Origin of the sequence: Pontibacter rufus, assembly GCF_015694705.1 — a bacterium.
GTDB lineage: Bacteria > Bacteroidota > Bacteroidia > Cytophagales > Hymenobacteraceae > Pontibacter > Pontibacter rufus.
This window is the reverse complement of record NZ_JADQDR010000008.1, coordinates 86,429-101,844: the sequence shown is the minus strand read 5'-3', so window position 1 is coordinate 101,844 and position 15,416 is coordinate 86,429. Positions and strand designations below refer to the sequence as shown.

Sequence of the window (15,416 nt, the reverse complement as noted above, 5' to 3'; positions counted from 1 at the left end):
ATCTTACACATGAACTCAATCGTTATGAAAAATCGATATTTATGGATACTTCTTGCCGGCATTTTACTTACTGGGTGTGATTTGGAGGAAATACCGGTTGCGACAACAAATAAAGATGCCGTGTTCGGGAGCGAAAGCGGCCTGCAACTATATGCCAATTCCTTCTACGACTGGATGCCCAGTGCAAACAATATTACCCAGGCCGATGCCATATCCGACTATGCTGCCAGGAGGAATGTACCTGATTTCCTGAGAGAAGGTGTCTACAGTTCGAGAACAAGCGACAATACTTCCGCTTCGGGGTATGATCTGGTGGCATTGGGTGGCGACTGGAACTGGGGATGGGGAGCGTTACGCAACATTAACTTTTTTCTTGAGAACAACACCAGCCCCGACATATCGGAGGAGGTACGAGAACACTATAACGGGCTCGCCAGGTTCTTCAGGGCGTGGTTCTATTTCGAGAAGGTGAAAAGGTATGGCGATGTACCCTGGATTGACAAGCCGCTGGATGTTTCTGATCCAAAGCTGTATGAAGGCCGTGACTCGCGTACGGTAGTAATGGACAACATTATGGCCGATATCAACTATGCTATTGAGCATATAAGAACCGTTGATGATCCGACGAGAACTTTAATCACCAAGGATGTTGCGCTTGCGCTTAAATCCCGGATTGCGTTGTTTGAAGGCACGTTCCGGAAGTACCATACAGACTATAACCTGGGTAACACAGCTGACGCTTTTCTAACAGAATCTGCATCGGCGGCGCAGGAGGTAATGCAGAGCGGCAGGTACAGCCTCTATGATGCAGCCGGGCCGGAAGAATCGTACAGGCAGGTGTTCACCAGCGATGTTCCTGTTGCTTCGGAGGTAATGCTTGCTGCCGTGTCTGATGTAAACCTGGGTGTGCGGCATGCTGCTAACTGGTATTTCACCAGTGCAACTACCGGCATCAGGTTCAGCTTTATCCGGCCGTTTATCAACACCTACCTGAACATTGACGGCACTCCTTTCACCAGCAACCCCGGGTATAAAACGATGGTCTTTAGTGAGGAAGTGGATGGAAGAGACAAAAGGCTGGAGCAAACCATCAGAGGGGATGATTATTATCGTGTCAGCGCAGGGGTAGTAGTGCCTGCACCGCCCGCTTTCACCTATACTTACACAGGATATCAGCCTATAAAATGGACCTTGGATGACGTGGCTATTGATGGTGGAAATAATAACACCAATGCTGTATCTGTATTTCGGTATGCTGAGATTTTGCTGAATTATGCAGAAGCAAAAGCAGAATTGGGTACGATTACGGATGAGGACTGGGAGAAAACGGTAGGAGCACTCCGCAGCAGGGCAGGTATTACAGGCGGTTTGTCCTCCCTGCCTACAGTGGTGGACCCATACATGCAGGAAACCTACTTCCCGAACATTTCAAATCCTGTAATAATTGAAGTCCGCAGAGACAGAGGAATTGAGCTGGCTCTAGAGGGCTTCCGCTTTTATGATATTGTCAGGTGGGCAAGAGGCGAACTGATGGAAATGAAATGGACCGGTATATATGTGCCTGCAGCAAATGAGTATATGGATTTAAATGAAGACGGCATTCCGGATGTTTACTTCTATACTCAAAAAGCACCATCAGATCCGATCGATGGAGTTACTTACGTAAACGTAGGAACAGAATCTCTTAAATTAACAAACGGGGATAGTGGCCAGATTGTGTGGCTGGGCAACATTCTGCGGCAATGGGAGGATAAGAACTATCTGTATCCTATTCCGGAAACACATCTGCTGACAAATCCTAACCTTAAACAAAACCCAGGCTGGAATTAAAATTCAGTCTCTGATTATGATCTATAATGCATAGTGATATATCAGTTGTAAAAAGGATACTTTGATGCAGCAAGCATGATTAAAGCCTATAAGTATACATTTGATTTTCAGCAGTATGATAAATAATAATCCATCAAGGAAAGGATGCATCTTCAGGGAATGAAGAATGTTTCTTCTCATGCCCGGCTAGTTTATTGATTTATACTTGTGTTTGTACCAAAAGCCAGGCACCATACATTGCTGAACCAACTAAGATAGGGTTGTGGTCTACAATGTATGGTGCTTACAACCGGGTTAAAAGCAAGCCTAAGTACAGGACAAAGAAATTATGCAACTGGCTAAACGCATGTGTTTGCATCCCATCTTTTTCGCCTCTGGCTTTTAACTTATACATCATAGATATACACCACCGTTTTAAATTAGTTTATCAGTTCATTAGAGGTTATGTAATAATCTCTGCTATCTATAATTCATGAAAAAAGCGCTTCTTTTCTTCACAGTCCTTATTACTGCCTTCCCAGTCGTTGCACAAAAAAAGGCTCAGAATAGTAAGTTATCCCGTCCCAAACTGGTGGTTGGTATCATGGTGGACCAGATGCGGTGGGACTATTTATACCGGTATTATGATCGCTATGAGCAAAACGGTTTTAAGCGATTGCTGAATGAGGGATTTAGCTGTGAAAACACCTATATAGATTATATCCCTACCGTGACAGCAATTGGCCACAGCAGTGTTTATACAGGCTCGGTCCCTGCTATTCATGGTATTGCCGGAAATGATTTCATCATTCAGGCCACAGGAAAAAAGGTATACTGCACGGAAGACTCAACCGTGCAGACTGTGGGCAGCACCTCCGACGCCGGAGAAATGTCGCCCCGGAACCTGCTTACCACAACCATTACGGATGAGCTAAACCTGGCTACTAATTTCCGTTCCAAGATAATTGGTGTTGCCTTAAAAGACCGCGGTGCCATTTTACCGGCCGGACATACTGCCGATGCGGCCTATTGGTTTGATGACCTTACCGGAAACTGGATCAGCAGCACCTATTATATGAAGGAACTTCCGGAGTGGGTGAACAAATTTAACAACCAGAAGCTGGCAGAAAAATACCTGAAGCAAAACTGGAATACGCTACATGATATTGGAACATATGTGCAAAGCTCTCCTGACAACAACTCATACGAAGGGAAGTTTTCAGGTATGGCAGCCCCTACGTTGCCGGTAAAGACATCGGAAATGTATAGTAAAAATTATGGTATAATCCGCTCGACCCCCTATGGCAATTCTATTACAATGGAGATGGCAAAGGCAGCGCTTGAGAATGAGCAGATGGGCAGGGATGAAATAACTGATTTCCTTGCCGTAAGCTTTTCGTCTACTGATTATATTGGCCACAGATTCGGCGTTAATGCCATAGAAGTAGAAGATACTTATCTGAGGTTAGATCGCGATCTGGCGGAGCTCTTTACATTCCTGGATAAGAAAGTAGGCAAAGGGAATTATACTGTTTTCCTTAGTGCTGACCACGCCGCTGCACACAACCCCAATTTCCTGCTTGACCATAACATACCCGCTGGTGTATGGCCAGGCGGCAAATTATTAGAAGATTTAAACCGGGAACTGGAAAAAAAGTACCACGCAGGAAACATTGTGCTAAGTTTCAGCAACTCGCAGGTGCATTTAAATAATCCTCTTATTACCAGAAGCAAACTGAACAAAGCCGACATACAGAAAGATTGTATCCAATTTCTTAAGGATAAGCCTGGTGTTGCCTACGTCCTGGCTATGGAGGACGTGCAGGAGGCTGCAATTCCTGATATTTTACAGAGCCGGATAATTAACGGCTACAACCATGAACGGAGCGGAGAAATCCAGATCGTTTTGAAGCCTGCCTGGCTTTCAGGTTCTGCTACCGGTACCGGACATAGCACCTGGTACCCATATGATGCGCATATTCCGCTGGTCTGGATGGGCTGGGGCATTCAGCAGGGTCAGACAAATGAGCCAACTCACATGACGGATATTGCAGCAACGTTAGCGGCTTTGCTTCACATACAGGCCCCGAACGGGAGTATTGGCAAGCCTATTCCTGCGGTTTTAAAGTAGAATTCTTAAACCAGGTTAATCATGAAACGAATCATCTTTCTGCTTGGTATCTGTGCGTTGTTGCAGTGCATTCCTGCATTTTCTCAAGTCAGGAATATACACCTTAGCTGGGACAGCTCTAAAGAAGACGCGACGGGCAAAACAATGGCCATTACCTGGGCGAAAGATGATGTAAGCAAAGGAGCCGTTCAGTATGCTACGGATAGCAGTCTTTCCAATTCTCACCGGACGCAGGCTACCAGGGCGTATTCAGATGCTATGCAGGCCTATATATACAAAGCTACCTTAAAGCACCTTCAGCCCAATACCACTTATTTTTACAGATGCGGGTCTGAGGAGGACGGATGGAGTAAGATTTACTCTTTTCAAACGGCCCCGCCTTTAGGAAGTCAGGAGAAGTTTGTTGTAGGTGTCTGGGGCGACACGCAGGACAACGAATTTAACACGCAATTTGAGAAGACAGAAGCTATTGTGCATCAAATGCTGGAATACCCCATTCAGTTTACCATACATATGGGCGATATTGTCAACAATGGTTCAATGGCAACAAGCTGGAGGAATTTCTTTCGCGTAGCTCAGCCACTGAACGCCATTGCCTCTTTTATGCCAGTAACAGGCAACCATGATGTTGTAAACGATACGGCCGACTCCGGTTTCCAAAAGCCTTTTCCTGTTTTCCATGAGCTGTTTAACTTACCGGAAAAAGATACAGATTATTCGTTTACCTATGGGAATACACATTTTGTAGCCCTCAGTTCCGGACATGCGAAGGGCGTAGAGGAAGCCGGCGCCACAAACTGGCGCTATGGAAAAAGCTCACCGGAATACAAGTGGCTGGAAGCCGATTTGGCAAAGGCACGCCAAAACAAAGCCATCACCTGGGTTATCGTATACATGCACCACCCTCTCTACTCGTTTGGCTGGAGCCATGTGCAGGGCTGGCAGGAGCGCATCGCGCCGCTGTTGGACAGGTATAAAGTTGATCTCGCCCTGGCCGGGCACCGTCATGTATACGAGCGGCATAAAGCCATCCGGGATAACCGGATAATAGCTCTGCAGGATGACCATGTTTACCGGAGCCCTGCCGGAACAGTTTATGTAACCAATGGTACTGCTGGCGGCTCACCTCAGGGCCTGGGTGGCAGCGATATGCCCTCCATGGTATATACTTCTCCCAAAAAGATGTATAATTATGCAGTCATGATTGTAGACGGAAATACGATCACCTATGATGTGTATAACCTAGGCGGTGAAAGGATCGACTACTTCAAAATAGTAAAATAAAGATTATAAGGCGAGTTTACCTATACTGATTTAAGGCTTATAAGAATAGCTTTTACCCATAGTGCAAGGCTGATGAGGGCAAGTATGCGGGAAGCCAATCGACAAGGAGAAACACTTTTGCGCCTCAGCAAAAAGCCTTTGGCTGCCTTTATGAAGCATGGTTTCGGTTCATCTATACTATAGTTCCTGTACACAATCTACTTAAAGGGCACCTGCAAGTTTCTGATTCTGCCCATTTGCATCAGCTAAGCCAGAGAACAGTTACATTTGTTATCAGCAGCCTGTAAGTATAAACGCCCGCTCCACCTAAGGTGTGGAGCGGGCGTTTATACTTACAGGTGAGGTAATTTATCCCTGAGATAGCTGCTTTAAATGCGCTACGTGCGATGCTACCGCCAGGCGCATTTTTGGAAATTCAAGGTATGGAACGTTGTAATCTGCGCAGGCCTGCTTGATGATACTGCTCAGCGCCGGATAATGAACATGCGATATTTTGGGAAAGAGATGGTGCTCTATCTGGAAGTTCAGCCCGCCTACCAGCCAGGTAATCAGCTTGTTGTTGGTAGCAAAGTTAGCGGTAGTGCGCAGTTGGTGCACCGCCCACTCGTCTTCCAGGCGGTTTGTCGGCTGTGCCGCTACCGGGAAGTTGGTTTCTTCTATGGTATGGGCCAGCTGAAACACAATGCTCATCACAAAACCCGTAAACACGCCATAGATCAGAAAGCCTACCAGCCAGGGCACAAAACCAACCATAAATATGGGCAGGACTACAAAAAAAGCTGCATGCACCGCTTTAAAAGTCCAGAACGAAATATGGTTGGTGCGGGTCATTTTCTTCAGTGGCATAGAGCCCACTTTTTTGGTAAAGTATTTCTGATAATCAGAGAAAAACACCCAGAAAAAGAACAACATAGAATAAGCCAGCCAGAAGTATAAATGCTGGTAACGGTGAATACGGTAATGTTTCTGGCTTTCGCACAGCCGCAGGAAAGGTCTTGCATCCAGGTCATCGTCAATGCCGTCAATGTTAGTATAGGCGTGGTGGATCACGTTATGTTTGGTATTCCACATAAATACATTAGCACCCAGCACATTCAGCGACATGCTGGCCAGTTCATTCAGCCGTTTTATTTTGCTGAAGCTGCCATGCGAGCCGTCGTGCATCACGTTAAAGCCCATAGCTGCCGTCAGGCCGCCAAGTACAATGCACTCCAGAATAGCCAGCCAGGCTGCAGGCGTAAAGAAAACCAGGTGAATGTATATGAGTATCAGGCTAACAGACAGTATAGCCGCCTTCGTAAAAAGCTTGTAATTACCGGTTGTAGAAACGCCCTTCTCCTGAAAGTAATTGTTAGCACGCCTTTTAAGCTCGGCGTGGAAAGAAGATTGTTGTACAGCGAATTTAGGTGCAACCATAAAGGTTAGTTGTTTATGTGGAATTGTAAGGCGATACCGGTAACACGGTTCACTTCACGAAGTGCAAATATAGCACCAAAAACCGGCATTGCGTATACCTGAATCAGGATCAGGAAAAAAACAAAAGCCTTTCAGCACCAGGCATTCGCCCGGATTATACCGGAATTAATGTATCTTGTACGCCTGGCGTAAGACAGGGTTTGTTAAGTTTAAAAGAAATCGTCATTAGGCATACATGGATGATATACAATACATTATATACCAAAACCACTGTAGCGACGGCGGGCTTTCGTTATTTTCAGCGTCTGTAGCCGTTTACGAATGATGTCATACTTTATCAACTCTTCCTAAGCCGGTTCTGCCAACCAGACGGACAGCAAAAATCATGAACACTTTAGTGAAAAATCCTGACCGGAAAGATATCTGTGCCACCTGTGGTACGCGTTATGCCTCTCCAAAAACAACTGCCGATGGTTGCCCCGTTTGCCTGGATGATCGGCAGTATACGGGCGACAACGGGCAGGTATGGCAGAGTTATAACGAACTGGCAAAAAACAGGAGCATCCGGTTTACGCAACTGCAAACGAACCTGTATGCGCTGCAGGTTGTCCCTAATTTTGCTATCGGGCAGCAGGCGTTTCTGGTGCTGTTAGCAGGAGGCAATGTACTGTGGGACTGTATTCCTTTTCTGGATGCACCCACAGTTGCTTTTATTCGTTCGCTCGGCGGTTTGCGGGCCATCGCTATTTCGCATCCGCATTATTACAGCCTGATGGTAGAATGGGCAGAGGCATTCGGCTGCCCGGTTTACGTGCATGCACAGGACAGACAATGGGTAATGCACAGCAGCCCGCAGCTACAATACTGGGAAGGGGAAAGTAAAACCCTCTGGGATGGCATGCAGCTCATACATACCGGCGGCCACTTTCCGGGAAGCGCTGTGCTGCACCTGCCCTATCACGGCAACAAAGGCAGCCTGCTTACAGGTGATACTATTTACGTGGCCCGCGACAGAAAGCATGTTTCGTTTATGTATAGTTACCCTAACCTGATTCCGCTCCCCAAAGATGCCATTGAACAGATTTTCGAGCAGGTTAAAGATCTGGCGTATGAAACTATTTATGGCGCATTTGAGGGCCAGGTTATTGCCACAGATGCGCAGAAGGCTGTAAAAAAGTCTGTATGCCGCTACCTGTCCGTTTTAAAAGCCTAGCCAAAAATATACGCCTTCCGTACTTCTGTTTAGCTTATTGTAAAATGACCATGCTGTATACATGCAAAGGCAGTTTGCCCGTTATCATAATTTAAGAAACGTAATTAATCACCAAACTGGGTAAACTAACACCAGCAACATATAACAACTTAAAGATTAACATACAATTGAACCAACTTTAAATTTTCATTCACCTTTAAATCAATCAAACTTATGAAAAGAACACATGTATTAACGTCACTGGCACTGGTATTCTGCCTGTTGCTGTCTGTAACTTCCTGGGCGCAGGAACAAGATAAGTCGAAGCGCCCCAGTCCGCCTGCTACTGTATCTGGTAAAGTCGGAGATGCCAATGTAACCATTAACTATAGCAGCCCGAGTGTAAAAGGCCGCACAGTTTGGGGTGAACTGGTACCCTATGGCAAAGTATGGCGCGCGGGTGCCAACGAAGCCACCACCATTGAGTTCAGCGACGATGTAACAGTGGAGGGCAAACCGCTGAAAGCAGGCAAGTATAGCTTTTATACCCTGCCCGGCGAAGACGAATGGACCGTTATCTTCAACAAAGTGCCGGACCAGTGGGGCACCGTATACGATGAAAAGCAGGATGCGCTGCGCGTGAAGGTAAAACCTGTAAAATCAGCATCCATGAACGAGCGCCTCAAGTATGATGTTACTAAAGACGGCATTTTGCTGAGCTGGGAAAACCTGGAAGTGCCGGTAACGATTAAATAATTGCGTTAATAGCCGGCGTTGTTTTGTGCCGGCATAAACGATTTGAATACGTCTGCAAGAGCTGCCTGATTTTAATCGGGCAGCTCTTTTTTGTTCGGCAGCAGCTATACTTCGTCGGGTTATACCTAAAAGGCAAAATCTGTCTGAGCCTGCAATGCCTGCTGCTAACATTACATACAAAATCCACGTTTGTAGTTTATCGGAGCAAAGGCACCTTTGCCCCTGCTTTACCGGCAAACACCCATCGGCACCTACCATAACTATACTACTACGCTATGAAAAAAGACATTGCAGCAGAACACACGAATACCGGATTTCAGATTTCCAGAACCCGGTTACAGGCCAGGCCTGCCACTCCCGAATCGTTTCACAACTTACCCACGCCTGCCCGCCCTCTTGTAGATGCCAGCGATGTGGTAGTACCTGAAGGCTACACAGTGGAGCCGGTGATGGCCGGCTTATCATTCCCGACCGATATTACTTTTGCAGATGACGGCACCATTTTTATAAGCGAAGGCGGCAGTTCCTGGCCCACACGCCCCTACATGCCCGCCCGCGTCATTGTCAGGCACCCTGATGGAGGAACAGAAGCCATTACCATGAACGTGCAGGCCGGCCCGCGGGGCATCGCCTGGCGTGATGGCGAGCTATACATGGCCCTGAAAGGCGGCTATCACATGCAGATAGCCAAGTATAACCTCGAAACAGGCAAACTCAGCATCCTGATAGACCAGCTGCCAAGTGGCGGCTGGCACGAGCCGGGCGGCCCTGTTTTCGGTCCGGATGGTATGATGTATTTTGGCAATGGATCTGTGTCGCAGCAGGGCGTGCCGCTGCCGGCAGGCTTTACCGTAGATCTGGCCAAGCACCCCAACGCACACGATGTGCCGGGCCAGGACGTAACCCTGACAGGCAACAATGTCCGCAGCCGCGACCCCAGGTTACCTTATCCTTATCTGGTGGAAACAGGTGCGTTTAAACCCTTCGGCACGCCTGCCCGAAAAGGTGAAGTAATCAAAGGCGAACTGTTCTGCAACTCGGCTGTCTGGCGTTCGCGCCCCGATGGCACCGATGTGGAACTGCTGGCCTGGGGCATCCGCAACCCATTTGGCATGGCCATCAGCGAGACCGGTGATTTATATGTATCGGATAATGACTTTGAGGAGAAAGGTGAACGCGCCATGGCCGAAGATCCGGATCGTATCTGGCACATAAAAAATGCCCGGCAACCTTTTGGCTCCATCCGGACACCCGACTGGTATGGTTTTCCTGATATTTGCGGCGACGGACTGCCCGTAAACCATGAGAAGCACCTGCCCAGCCGTGGCACCAAAGCCGAATTGCTGCTGGAGAATCCGCCACCCTGGGCCGGACCAGCTGCATTTCTGGAACAGCCGCACTCCTGCCTCTGCAAAATGGATTTCTGCAAGTCAGATGCTTTTGGCTTTAAGGGCGAGTTGTTTGTAGCTGAATGGGGCACTTTGGCGCCACTTAACTCACCCCGCCCGGAGGACTTAAGCCATGGTTTCCGCGTAATCAGGGTAGATGTAAAAAGCGGAACAGCACAGCCTTTCTTCCACAACCGCAAGATGGGCCCGGCCTCTTCTTTCGGCGGTGGCGGCATAGAACGGCCGGTATCCTGCAGGTTCAGCCCTGATGGTAAAAGCCTGTATGTGCTTGATTTTGGCGTAGTGCAGGTAACGCCGGGCAATATGTTCGGCTATGCCCACACAGGCGTTCTTTGGAAAATAACCAGAAAGGAGGATCAAAATGGATAATGCCACCCAAGCTATACTGATTGAGCTGGATGCGGAGACGCGTAGCAAGCAACTGAACCGCGCCGAAACCTGGTTCCGGAACGTGCAACTCACGCAGGCCTCATACCGGCAGTTGCTGGAAGATACAGTGGAGAAGATAGAAGAACCGCACATTAAGCAATACCTGGCCGAAATGGCTGCACGGGCAAAACGCCATGAAGAAAAGCTGCCGGAGCTGTTTGCCGCCATCGATCGCGCCCCCTCTGATACACGTACATTATTGGGTCAGGTTGCTGGTAAAGCGCGGCAGGCACTTGGCGATTTTATAGCCCTTGCAGGTGGCACTGCCGGCCCCTGGCAGGATCTGCACCAGGTATACCTGTCTAATTATAATTCCATGAGTGCGCTTGCAGTGGCAGAGCAACTTGGGCTGGCTTTGGGCATACCACGCGTGGTAGAGATTACGTTCGGAATGGTTGCAGAAAAGTCAACAGACCAGCTTTTGCTACAGGAGTGCGTACTGGAGATGAGTTCGATGGCTATACTTTACAAGGATGGCTTTTAATGAAATTATACTTAAGGCATAACAAACCCGGCAGGTTTGAGCATCATACTTTACTATAGCAGCTACGCTCTGTTAAACCTGCCGGGTTTCATAAACTTTGTATGCATGGTTCCGAATCCATTATCGCCGGATCTGCGCCAGCGCAACAATTCTGTCTGTAACTTCCGCCCACTTTTCTTCCTGCAGCAAATGCTTGGCTTCCAGTTTATACATTTCGCGCAGGTCGGCTGTGTCTTCTACTTCGCGCCCGTAACGCTCATACCGCAACCCCGGATCTGCCGCTCAATCCTGGTCATCATGTATATCAGCTAAAAAGACCAGCCTCAAAATTGCCTGTCATAACGGTTCGCCTTAGCAAAACGAACTATACCTGCCACCGGACAGCTACCGCCAAATCCGTGCTTACAGCAGCTAAATGGATTACCAGATCGCCTGCTTCCGGCTGCTCTGCCAGTTGGGTGTCCATTTGTTTCCCGTGTAATGTATCCCAGCTGGTAATGCTGTACCGGCCTGCCTCCATACCCGGAATAGTTACAGAAACCGGCACGGCGGGAGCCGAAGCATCCACTACCAGCCTGCGCTGTTTTGGCTGCATTTCATCCTGCCGCAAAAGCCATATTACTGCCTGATCGGCATCGGCACAGGCAAAAGCAACGAAGCTTTGCGTGCTAAGCTTTACCTCTTCGTTCAGGTTTACCCGCCTGAACCGCTTCCAGTCAATCAGATCTATAAAGCCGGCCAGGCTTTTCTGAGCGCTACGCATACCATGTGTCAGGGTGTGCGGATGCCGGTTGGGCCAGCGCATGCCGCCGCCTGCCCCGCCTGAGGCCATGTGCGCCCACTGCATGTGCCGGAAGTACTCGTCGTCAAAATACTCGGGCAGTGTAATGCGCCTGTCCTTGAAACCATGTATAGGTCCGTGTTCGCTGTCGAAGAACGGGCGGCTTCTGTTTACATGCTGTAAAGCTTCCCGCATCAGCCTGCCGGTGCTGATGGCCGGTTTCACGGTATCTTTGGGATAGTTGATAGTAGCCGCATCATAAAAATGCGTACTCGCAAAGTCGAGGCTCGGGTGCCGGAAAATAGCGTCGGCCGCTTCGGGCCGTTCGTCCAGCACGGGCCCGTAGAGCGACACCGTTTGCGGGTGCGTCCGACCGTAAAGTCCCATTTCTGTGCTACGTACATGATCGCTCAGCTCCTGGATAAAGTCATGGAATGCGTCAGTAGAATTGGCGGCATGCGCCGGGTGTATCTCGTTCCACAAATCCCAGGCAAACAGAACGCCACTACCGCCCCACCGTTCTATCACAAAGGTATAGCGGTTTTTGATGGCTGCCATGGTATCGGGGCACAGCAACCACTGGGAGCGTTTGGCGCAGGGGCCGCCATTTGCTTTGTTATACGGGTGGTGCTTCCACCTGATCCACATCCAGAAAGTATCTACGGGCGTGAGCAGAATGCGTAGCTTATACTTGCCACAAAGGGCAAAAATATCATCCCAAAGGCGCACCATATTGGGCTGAAACTTTCCGGCCGGTTTTTCAAAATACCTGTTCTGGGTCTGGGCATACTCCAGCATAAAGCGAAGGCAGGTTACACCCTGGCTGGCGAGCCAGGCCAGGTGGGCTTCCACCTGCTGCATGTCTTTCCGCCGGAAAGCATTAGCGAAGTCAGGCCAGGTAATGGCGTCATTCTGCCCGATGGGCGTCCAGTTGTCTCCGGCCTCAGTAATGAAGTATGGCGCATCGGGAGCAACCTGCACCCAGGGCAACTCCTGCCCTAGCGCGGCCGCATCGGATATGTTGTTTGTATTTGTTGCAGTATCAGCCTTGTTGCTGTTTGCTACGGAACTGGATTTATACTTTGGATTCAGCTGCTTTGTTACTTCCATTCTTACTAACGCTTAAGGTAGCATCGGCTATAATTTTATTATTGCGGTGCACGCTTAGTTTCGCGCTCTCTACCAATCCCTGCAACGCTGCACTTTCCTTCAGCCTCTTGTAAAGCGTAAGCGCCTGTGCCACCACCTGGTCCATGTTATAGTACTTATATGTTGCCAGCCGCCCGGCAAAGTGAACTCCCGGGGTTTCTTCTGCCAGCTTTTTGTACCTGTTGTACATGGCCGCGTTCTCGGGTTTCGGAACCGGATAATAGGGATCTCCTTCTGCCTGCGGATATTCGTACACAATGCTCGTTTTGTGGTGCTGCTGGCCGGTCAGGTACTTGAACTCTGTTATACGGGTATAAGCGTGCTCATTCGGGAAGTTTACGACAGCCGCCGGCAGATGCACCGGTTTGTCCAGGGTTTCGTGTTTGAACTCCAGCGAACGGTAAGGCAGCTTGCCATACTTGTAATCAAAAAATTCATCTACCGGACCTGTAAAGATCATCTCCCGGAACGGAATCATGTCTATGATATCATGATAATCGGTGTTGAGCATTATCTTGATGTTCGGGTGGTCCAGCATCTTCTCAAACATTGCGGTATACCCGTGCAACGGCATGGCCTGAAACGTATCGGTAAAGTAGCGATCATCGCGGTTGGTGCGCACCGGTACACGCGATGTTACAGACTTATCCAACTCCGATGGATCCATGCCCCATTGCTTGCGGGTGTAGTTGCGGAAAAACTTTTCATATAGCTCCCGCCCTACTTTGCTCACCACCACATCCTCAGATGTCTGCACCACCGGTACTTCCTCCGCTACGGATTTAAAGAAATCATCCACATCAAAAGACGTCAGGTTAAGGCCATAAAGCTTGTTGATGGTATCCAGGTTGATGGGCATAGGTACCAGTTGCCCGTCTACGCTGGCCAGTACACGGTGTTCATAAGGCCGCCACGCCGTAAATTTTGAAAGGTACTCAAATACATCTTTGGAGTTGGTATGAAAGATGTGCGGCCCATACTTGTGCACCAATATACCATTCTCATCATAATGATCGTAGGCGTTGCCGGCAATGTGCGGCCGCTTGTCGATGATGAGTACTTTTTTATTTAACTGCGATGCCAGTCTTTCTGCTATAACACTGCCCGCAAATCCTGCTCCTACTATCAGATAGTCGAATACGACTATTTTTTTCTCTATCTGCATGAATTTTTCTCTGCTAATTTTTATGTTGATACAACGCCTTACCCATCAGTTCCACCATCTGCCGCCAGGTCTGGTCCCATGACATATCCGCTAAAAATATGTCAACTTCTTTCTTCCACTTCTCATCGTCAGCCTGTGCCAGGGCCTGTTCTGTCGCTTCCACAAACTCATCAGCTGTATGGGCAATGTGCACCAGATGGGCATCGCCATACGGCCTTACCACATCGCGTATGGGCGTAGATACAACCGGCTTGCCCGCCGCCAGGTATTCAGGCGTTTTGGTTGGGCTAATGAACCGGGTAGACTCGTTTATGGCAAAAGGAAGTATGGCTACATCCCAGCCGCTCAGATAGGCCGGTAGTTCCTGGTACGCTTTACCGCCTAGGTAATGGATGTTCTGATATTGCGGGAGTATGGCCGGATCAATTTTAACTACGGGCCCGATAATGATCAGTTGCCATGCCGGCCTGGCCGCTGCCACAGCGCCCAGCAAGTCAATATCCAGGCGCTCGTCAATAACGCCAAAAAACCCAATGCGCGGGTGCGGTATGGATGCCTGATCCTGTGGTTGTAGCAGTTCCTGTCGTGCCTGCCCGAAGTGCGCTTTATCGATGCTGCTGGGGAAAGCGTATACCTGCGCATGCTGCTCTTTCTTGGCTTCGTACAAGCTTTGCCCACCCGTAAATACCAAATCAGCTTTTTTAAACAGCTCCTGTTCCAGCTCTTTTAGCCGGGGCGAGGCAAATTTAAAAGCCGCCAACTCGTCCATACAGTCATAAACGGTGAGTACCGGCTTGAAATGTGCTGTGAAGGCCAGCGCCATGGGAGTATAGTACCAGAAAAGGTAACGTTCCAGGTCCTGCTCTTTAAAAAAAACATTCAGCAGATTTTGTTGCGCTTCTTCTGTTTGCTTGGCGTCCAGGCCATGCGGCAGGTGCGGCAGCACTACCTGTACATTGTCGGCATTGGTGGCTACATGCAGGTAGGGATTCGGTGTATCTGTATAAACAGGCTCCTCTACAAAAAACACCCGGCCTGATTTTGCAAAGCGGGAAAGCAGGTGCTGGGGGCGCTGGTATACAAAATTCCAACGCAGGTGAGAGAGGCATACCACATCCGGCATGTGCTCTAAAAAATCTTCACCGAAGTCTGTTTTGCTGCTTGCTTTATCCGTTTTTAAGTTTGTCTGCTGTGTGTCTGTTCGTTTTGGTTCTCCGGCTGCTTCCGGCTCATAGGTATTAGCGTTCGTTTTCAGCATTATGTATTTATTTGAAGGCGATAAAACCGCAACATTGCCTGGGAGTATTATAGCCACTGCGGTTCAATAGTCCCTCTAATACGCATTTTTAGCATTAGAAGATATAGGATAAACACCTATTTATAATTTAAGTATAAACACGTAGAAATGTGG

At 48.6% G+C, this 15,416-nt stretch carries 12 protein-coding genes; 7 read left to right on the top strand and 5 right to left on the bottom strand.

What is annotated here, in order from left to right:
• The first annotated feature begins 9 nt into the window (after positions 1–9).
• The 3 genes from I2I11_RS14340 to I2I11_RS14330 all read left to right on the top strand — a co-directional run bounded on the left by I2I11_RS14340 (position 10) and on the right by I2I11_RS14330 (position 5,224).
• Positions 10–1,830, top strand: a complete 1,821-nt coding sequence (locus I2I11_RS14340; protein ID WP_230680302.1) for a RagB/SusD family nutrient uptake outer membrane protein — start codon at positions 10–12, stop codon at positions 1,828–1,830.
• Between the two features lie 472 nt (positions 1,831–2,302).
• A complete protein-coding gene (gene pafA / locus I2I11_RS14335) occupies positions 2,303–3,940 on the top strand; it encodes an alkaline phosphatase PafA (RefSeq protein WP_196268419.1) in 1,638 nt (545 codons plus the stop codon).
• A 21-nt stretch (positions 3,941–3,961) separates the two neighbouring features.
• Complete coding sequence (locus I2I11_RS14330) at positions 3,962–5,224, top strand: purple acid phosphatase family protein (RefSeq protein ID WP_196268418.1); 1,263 nt, start codon at positions 3,962–3,964, stop codon at positions 5,222–5,224.
• Positions 5,225–5,572: 348 nt separating this feature from the next.
• Here the strand turns inward: I2I11_RS14330 and I2I11_RS14325 are convergent, their stop codons facing one another.
• Positions 5,573–6,640 (bottom strand): fatty acid desaturase family protein, encoded by a 1,068-nt coding sequence (locus tag I2I11_RS14325; RefSeq protein ID WP_196268417.1) that lies wholly within the window; start codon positions 6,638–6,640, stop codon positions 5,573–5,575.
• Between the two features lie 385 nt (positions 6,641–7,025).
• Here I2I11_RS14325 and I2I11_RS14320 point away from each other — a divergent pair, with 385 nt between their 5' ends.
• From I2I11_RS14320 to I2I11_RS14305, 4 genes are all read left to right on the top strand, one after another.
• On the top strand, positions 7,026–7,853 hold the full coding sequence (locus tag I2I11_RS14320; RefSeq protein WP_196268416.1) for an MBL fold metallo-hydrolase: 828 nt from the start codon (positions 7,026–7,028) through the stop codon (positions 7,851–7,853).
• Positions 7,854–8,066: 213 nt separating this feature from the next.
• Positions 8,067–8,588, top strand: a complete 522-nt coding sequence (locus I2I11_RS14315) for a DUF2911 domain-containing protein (protein ID WP_196268415.1) — start codon at positions 8,067–8,069, stop codon at positions 8,586–8,588.
• A gap of 275 nt (positions 8,589–8,863) precedes the next feature.
• Positions 8,864–10,366: a PQQ-dependent sugar dehydrogenase gene (locus I2I11_RS14310; RefSeq protein ID WP_196268414.1), complete on the top strand. Its 1,503-nt coding sequence runs from the start codon at positions 8,864–8,866 to the stop codon at positions 10,364–10,366.
• Positions 10,359–10,910: a hypothetical protein gene (locus I2I11_RS14305; RefSeq protein ID WP_196268413.1), complete on the top strand. Its 552-nt coding sequence runs from the start codon at positions 10,359–10,361 to the stop codon at positions 10,908–10,910. The genes I2I11_RS14310 and I2I11_RS14305 overlap by 8 nt, the downstream gene beginning before the upstream one ends.
• Before the next feature lie 120 nt (positions 10,911–11,030).
• Here the strand turns inward: I2I11_RS14305 and I2I11_RS14300 are convergent, their stop codons facing one another.
• The 4 genes from I2I11_RS14300 to I2I11_RS14285 all read right to left on the bottom strand — a co-directional run bounded on the left by I2I11_RS14300 (position 11,031) and on the right by I2I11_RS14285 (position 15,263).
• The gene (locus I2I11_RS14300; RefSeq protein ID WP_196268412.1) at positions 11,031–11,177 is read right to left on the bottom strand and encodes a hypothetical protein; all 147 of its coding nucleotides are present in this window, start codon (positions 11,175–11,177) and stop codon (positions 11,031–11,033) included.
• A 97-nt stretch (positions 11,178–11,274) separates the two neighbouring features.
• Positions 11,275–12,801: a glycoside hydrolase 5 family protein gene (locus I2I11_RS14295; RefSeq protein ID WP_230680301.1), complete on the bottom strand. Its 1,527-nt coding sequence runs from the start codon at positions 12,799–12,801 to the stop codon at positions 11,275–11,277.
• The gene (gene glf / locus I2I11_RS14290; RefSeq protein WP_230680300.1) at positions 12,767–14,005 is read right to left on the bottom strand and encodes a UDP-galactopyranose mutase; all 1,239 of its coding nucleotides are present in this window, start codon (positions 14,003–14,005) and stop codon (positions 12,767–12,769) included. The genes I2I11_RS14295 and glf overlap by 35 nt, the downstream gene beginning before the upstream one ends.
• A gap of 13 nt (positions 14,006–14,018) precedes the next feature.
• Complete coding sequence (locus tag I2I11_RS14285; RefSeq protein ID WP_196268411.1) at positions 14,019–15,263, bottom strand: glycosyltransferase family 1 protein; 1,245 nt, start codon at positions 15,261–15,263, stop codon at positions 14,019–14,021.
• Between the last annotated feature and the right edge of the window lie 153 nt (positions 15,264–15,416).

Bases quoted from the DNA above. Each gene is read 5' to 3' on its own strand.
- pafA (WP_196268419.1), top strand. From the start codon at position 2,303: ATGAAAAAAGCGCTTCTTTTCTTCACAGTCCTTATTACTGCCTTCCCA.
- I2I11_RS14315 (WP_196268415.1), top strand. From the start codon at position 8,067: ATGAAAAGAACACATGTATTAACGTCACTGGCACTGGTATTCTGCCTG.
- glf (WP_230680300.1), bottom strand. From the start codon at position 14,005: ATGCAGATAGAGAAAAAAATAGTCGTATTCGACTATCTGATAGTAGGA.
- I2I11_RS14310 (WP_196268414.1), top strand. From the start codon at position 8,864: ATGAAAAAAGACATTGCAGCAGAACACACGAATACCGGATTTCAGATT.
- I2I11_RS14340 (WP_230680302.1), top strand. From the start codon at position 10: ATGAACTCAATCGTTATGAAAAATCGATATTTATGGATACTTCTTGCC.
- I2I11_RS14330 (WP_196268418.1), top strand. From the start codon at position 3,962: ATGAAACGAATCATCTTTCTGCTTGGTATCTGTGCGTTGTTGCAGTGC.
- I2I11_RS14320 (WP_196268416.1), top strand. From the start codon at position 7,026: ATGAACACTTTAGTGAAAAATCCTGACCGGAAAGATATCTGTGCCACC.
- I2I11_RS14285 (WP_196268411.1), bottom strand. From the start codon at position 15,263: ATGCTGAAAACGAACGCTAATACCTATGAGCCGGAAGCAGCCGGAGAA.
- I2I11_RS14295 (WP_230680301.1), bottom strand. From the start codon at position 12,801: ATGGAAGTAACAAAGCAGCTGAATCCAAAGTATAAATCCAGTTCCGTA.
- I2I11_RS14305 (WP_196268413.1), top strand. From the start codon at position 10,359: ATGGATAATGCCACCCAAGCTATACTGATTGAGCTGGATGCGGAGACG.
- I2I11_RS14325 (WP_196268417.1), bottom strand. From the start codon at position 6,640: ATGGTTGCACCTAAATTCGCTGTACAACAATCTTCTTTCCACGCCGAG.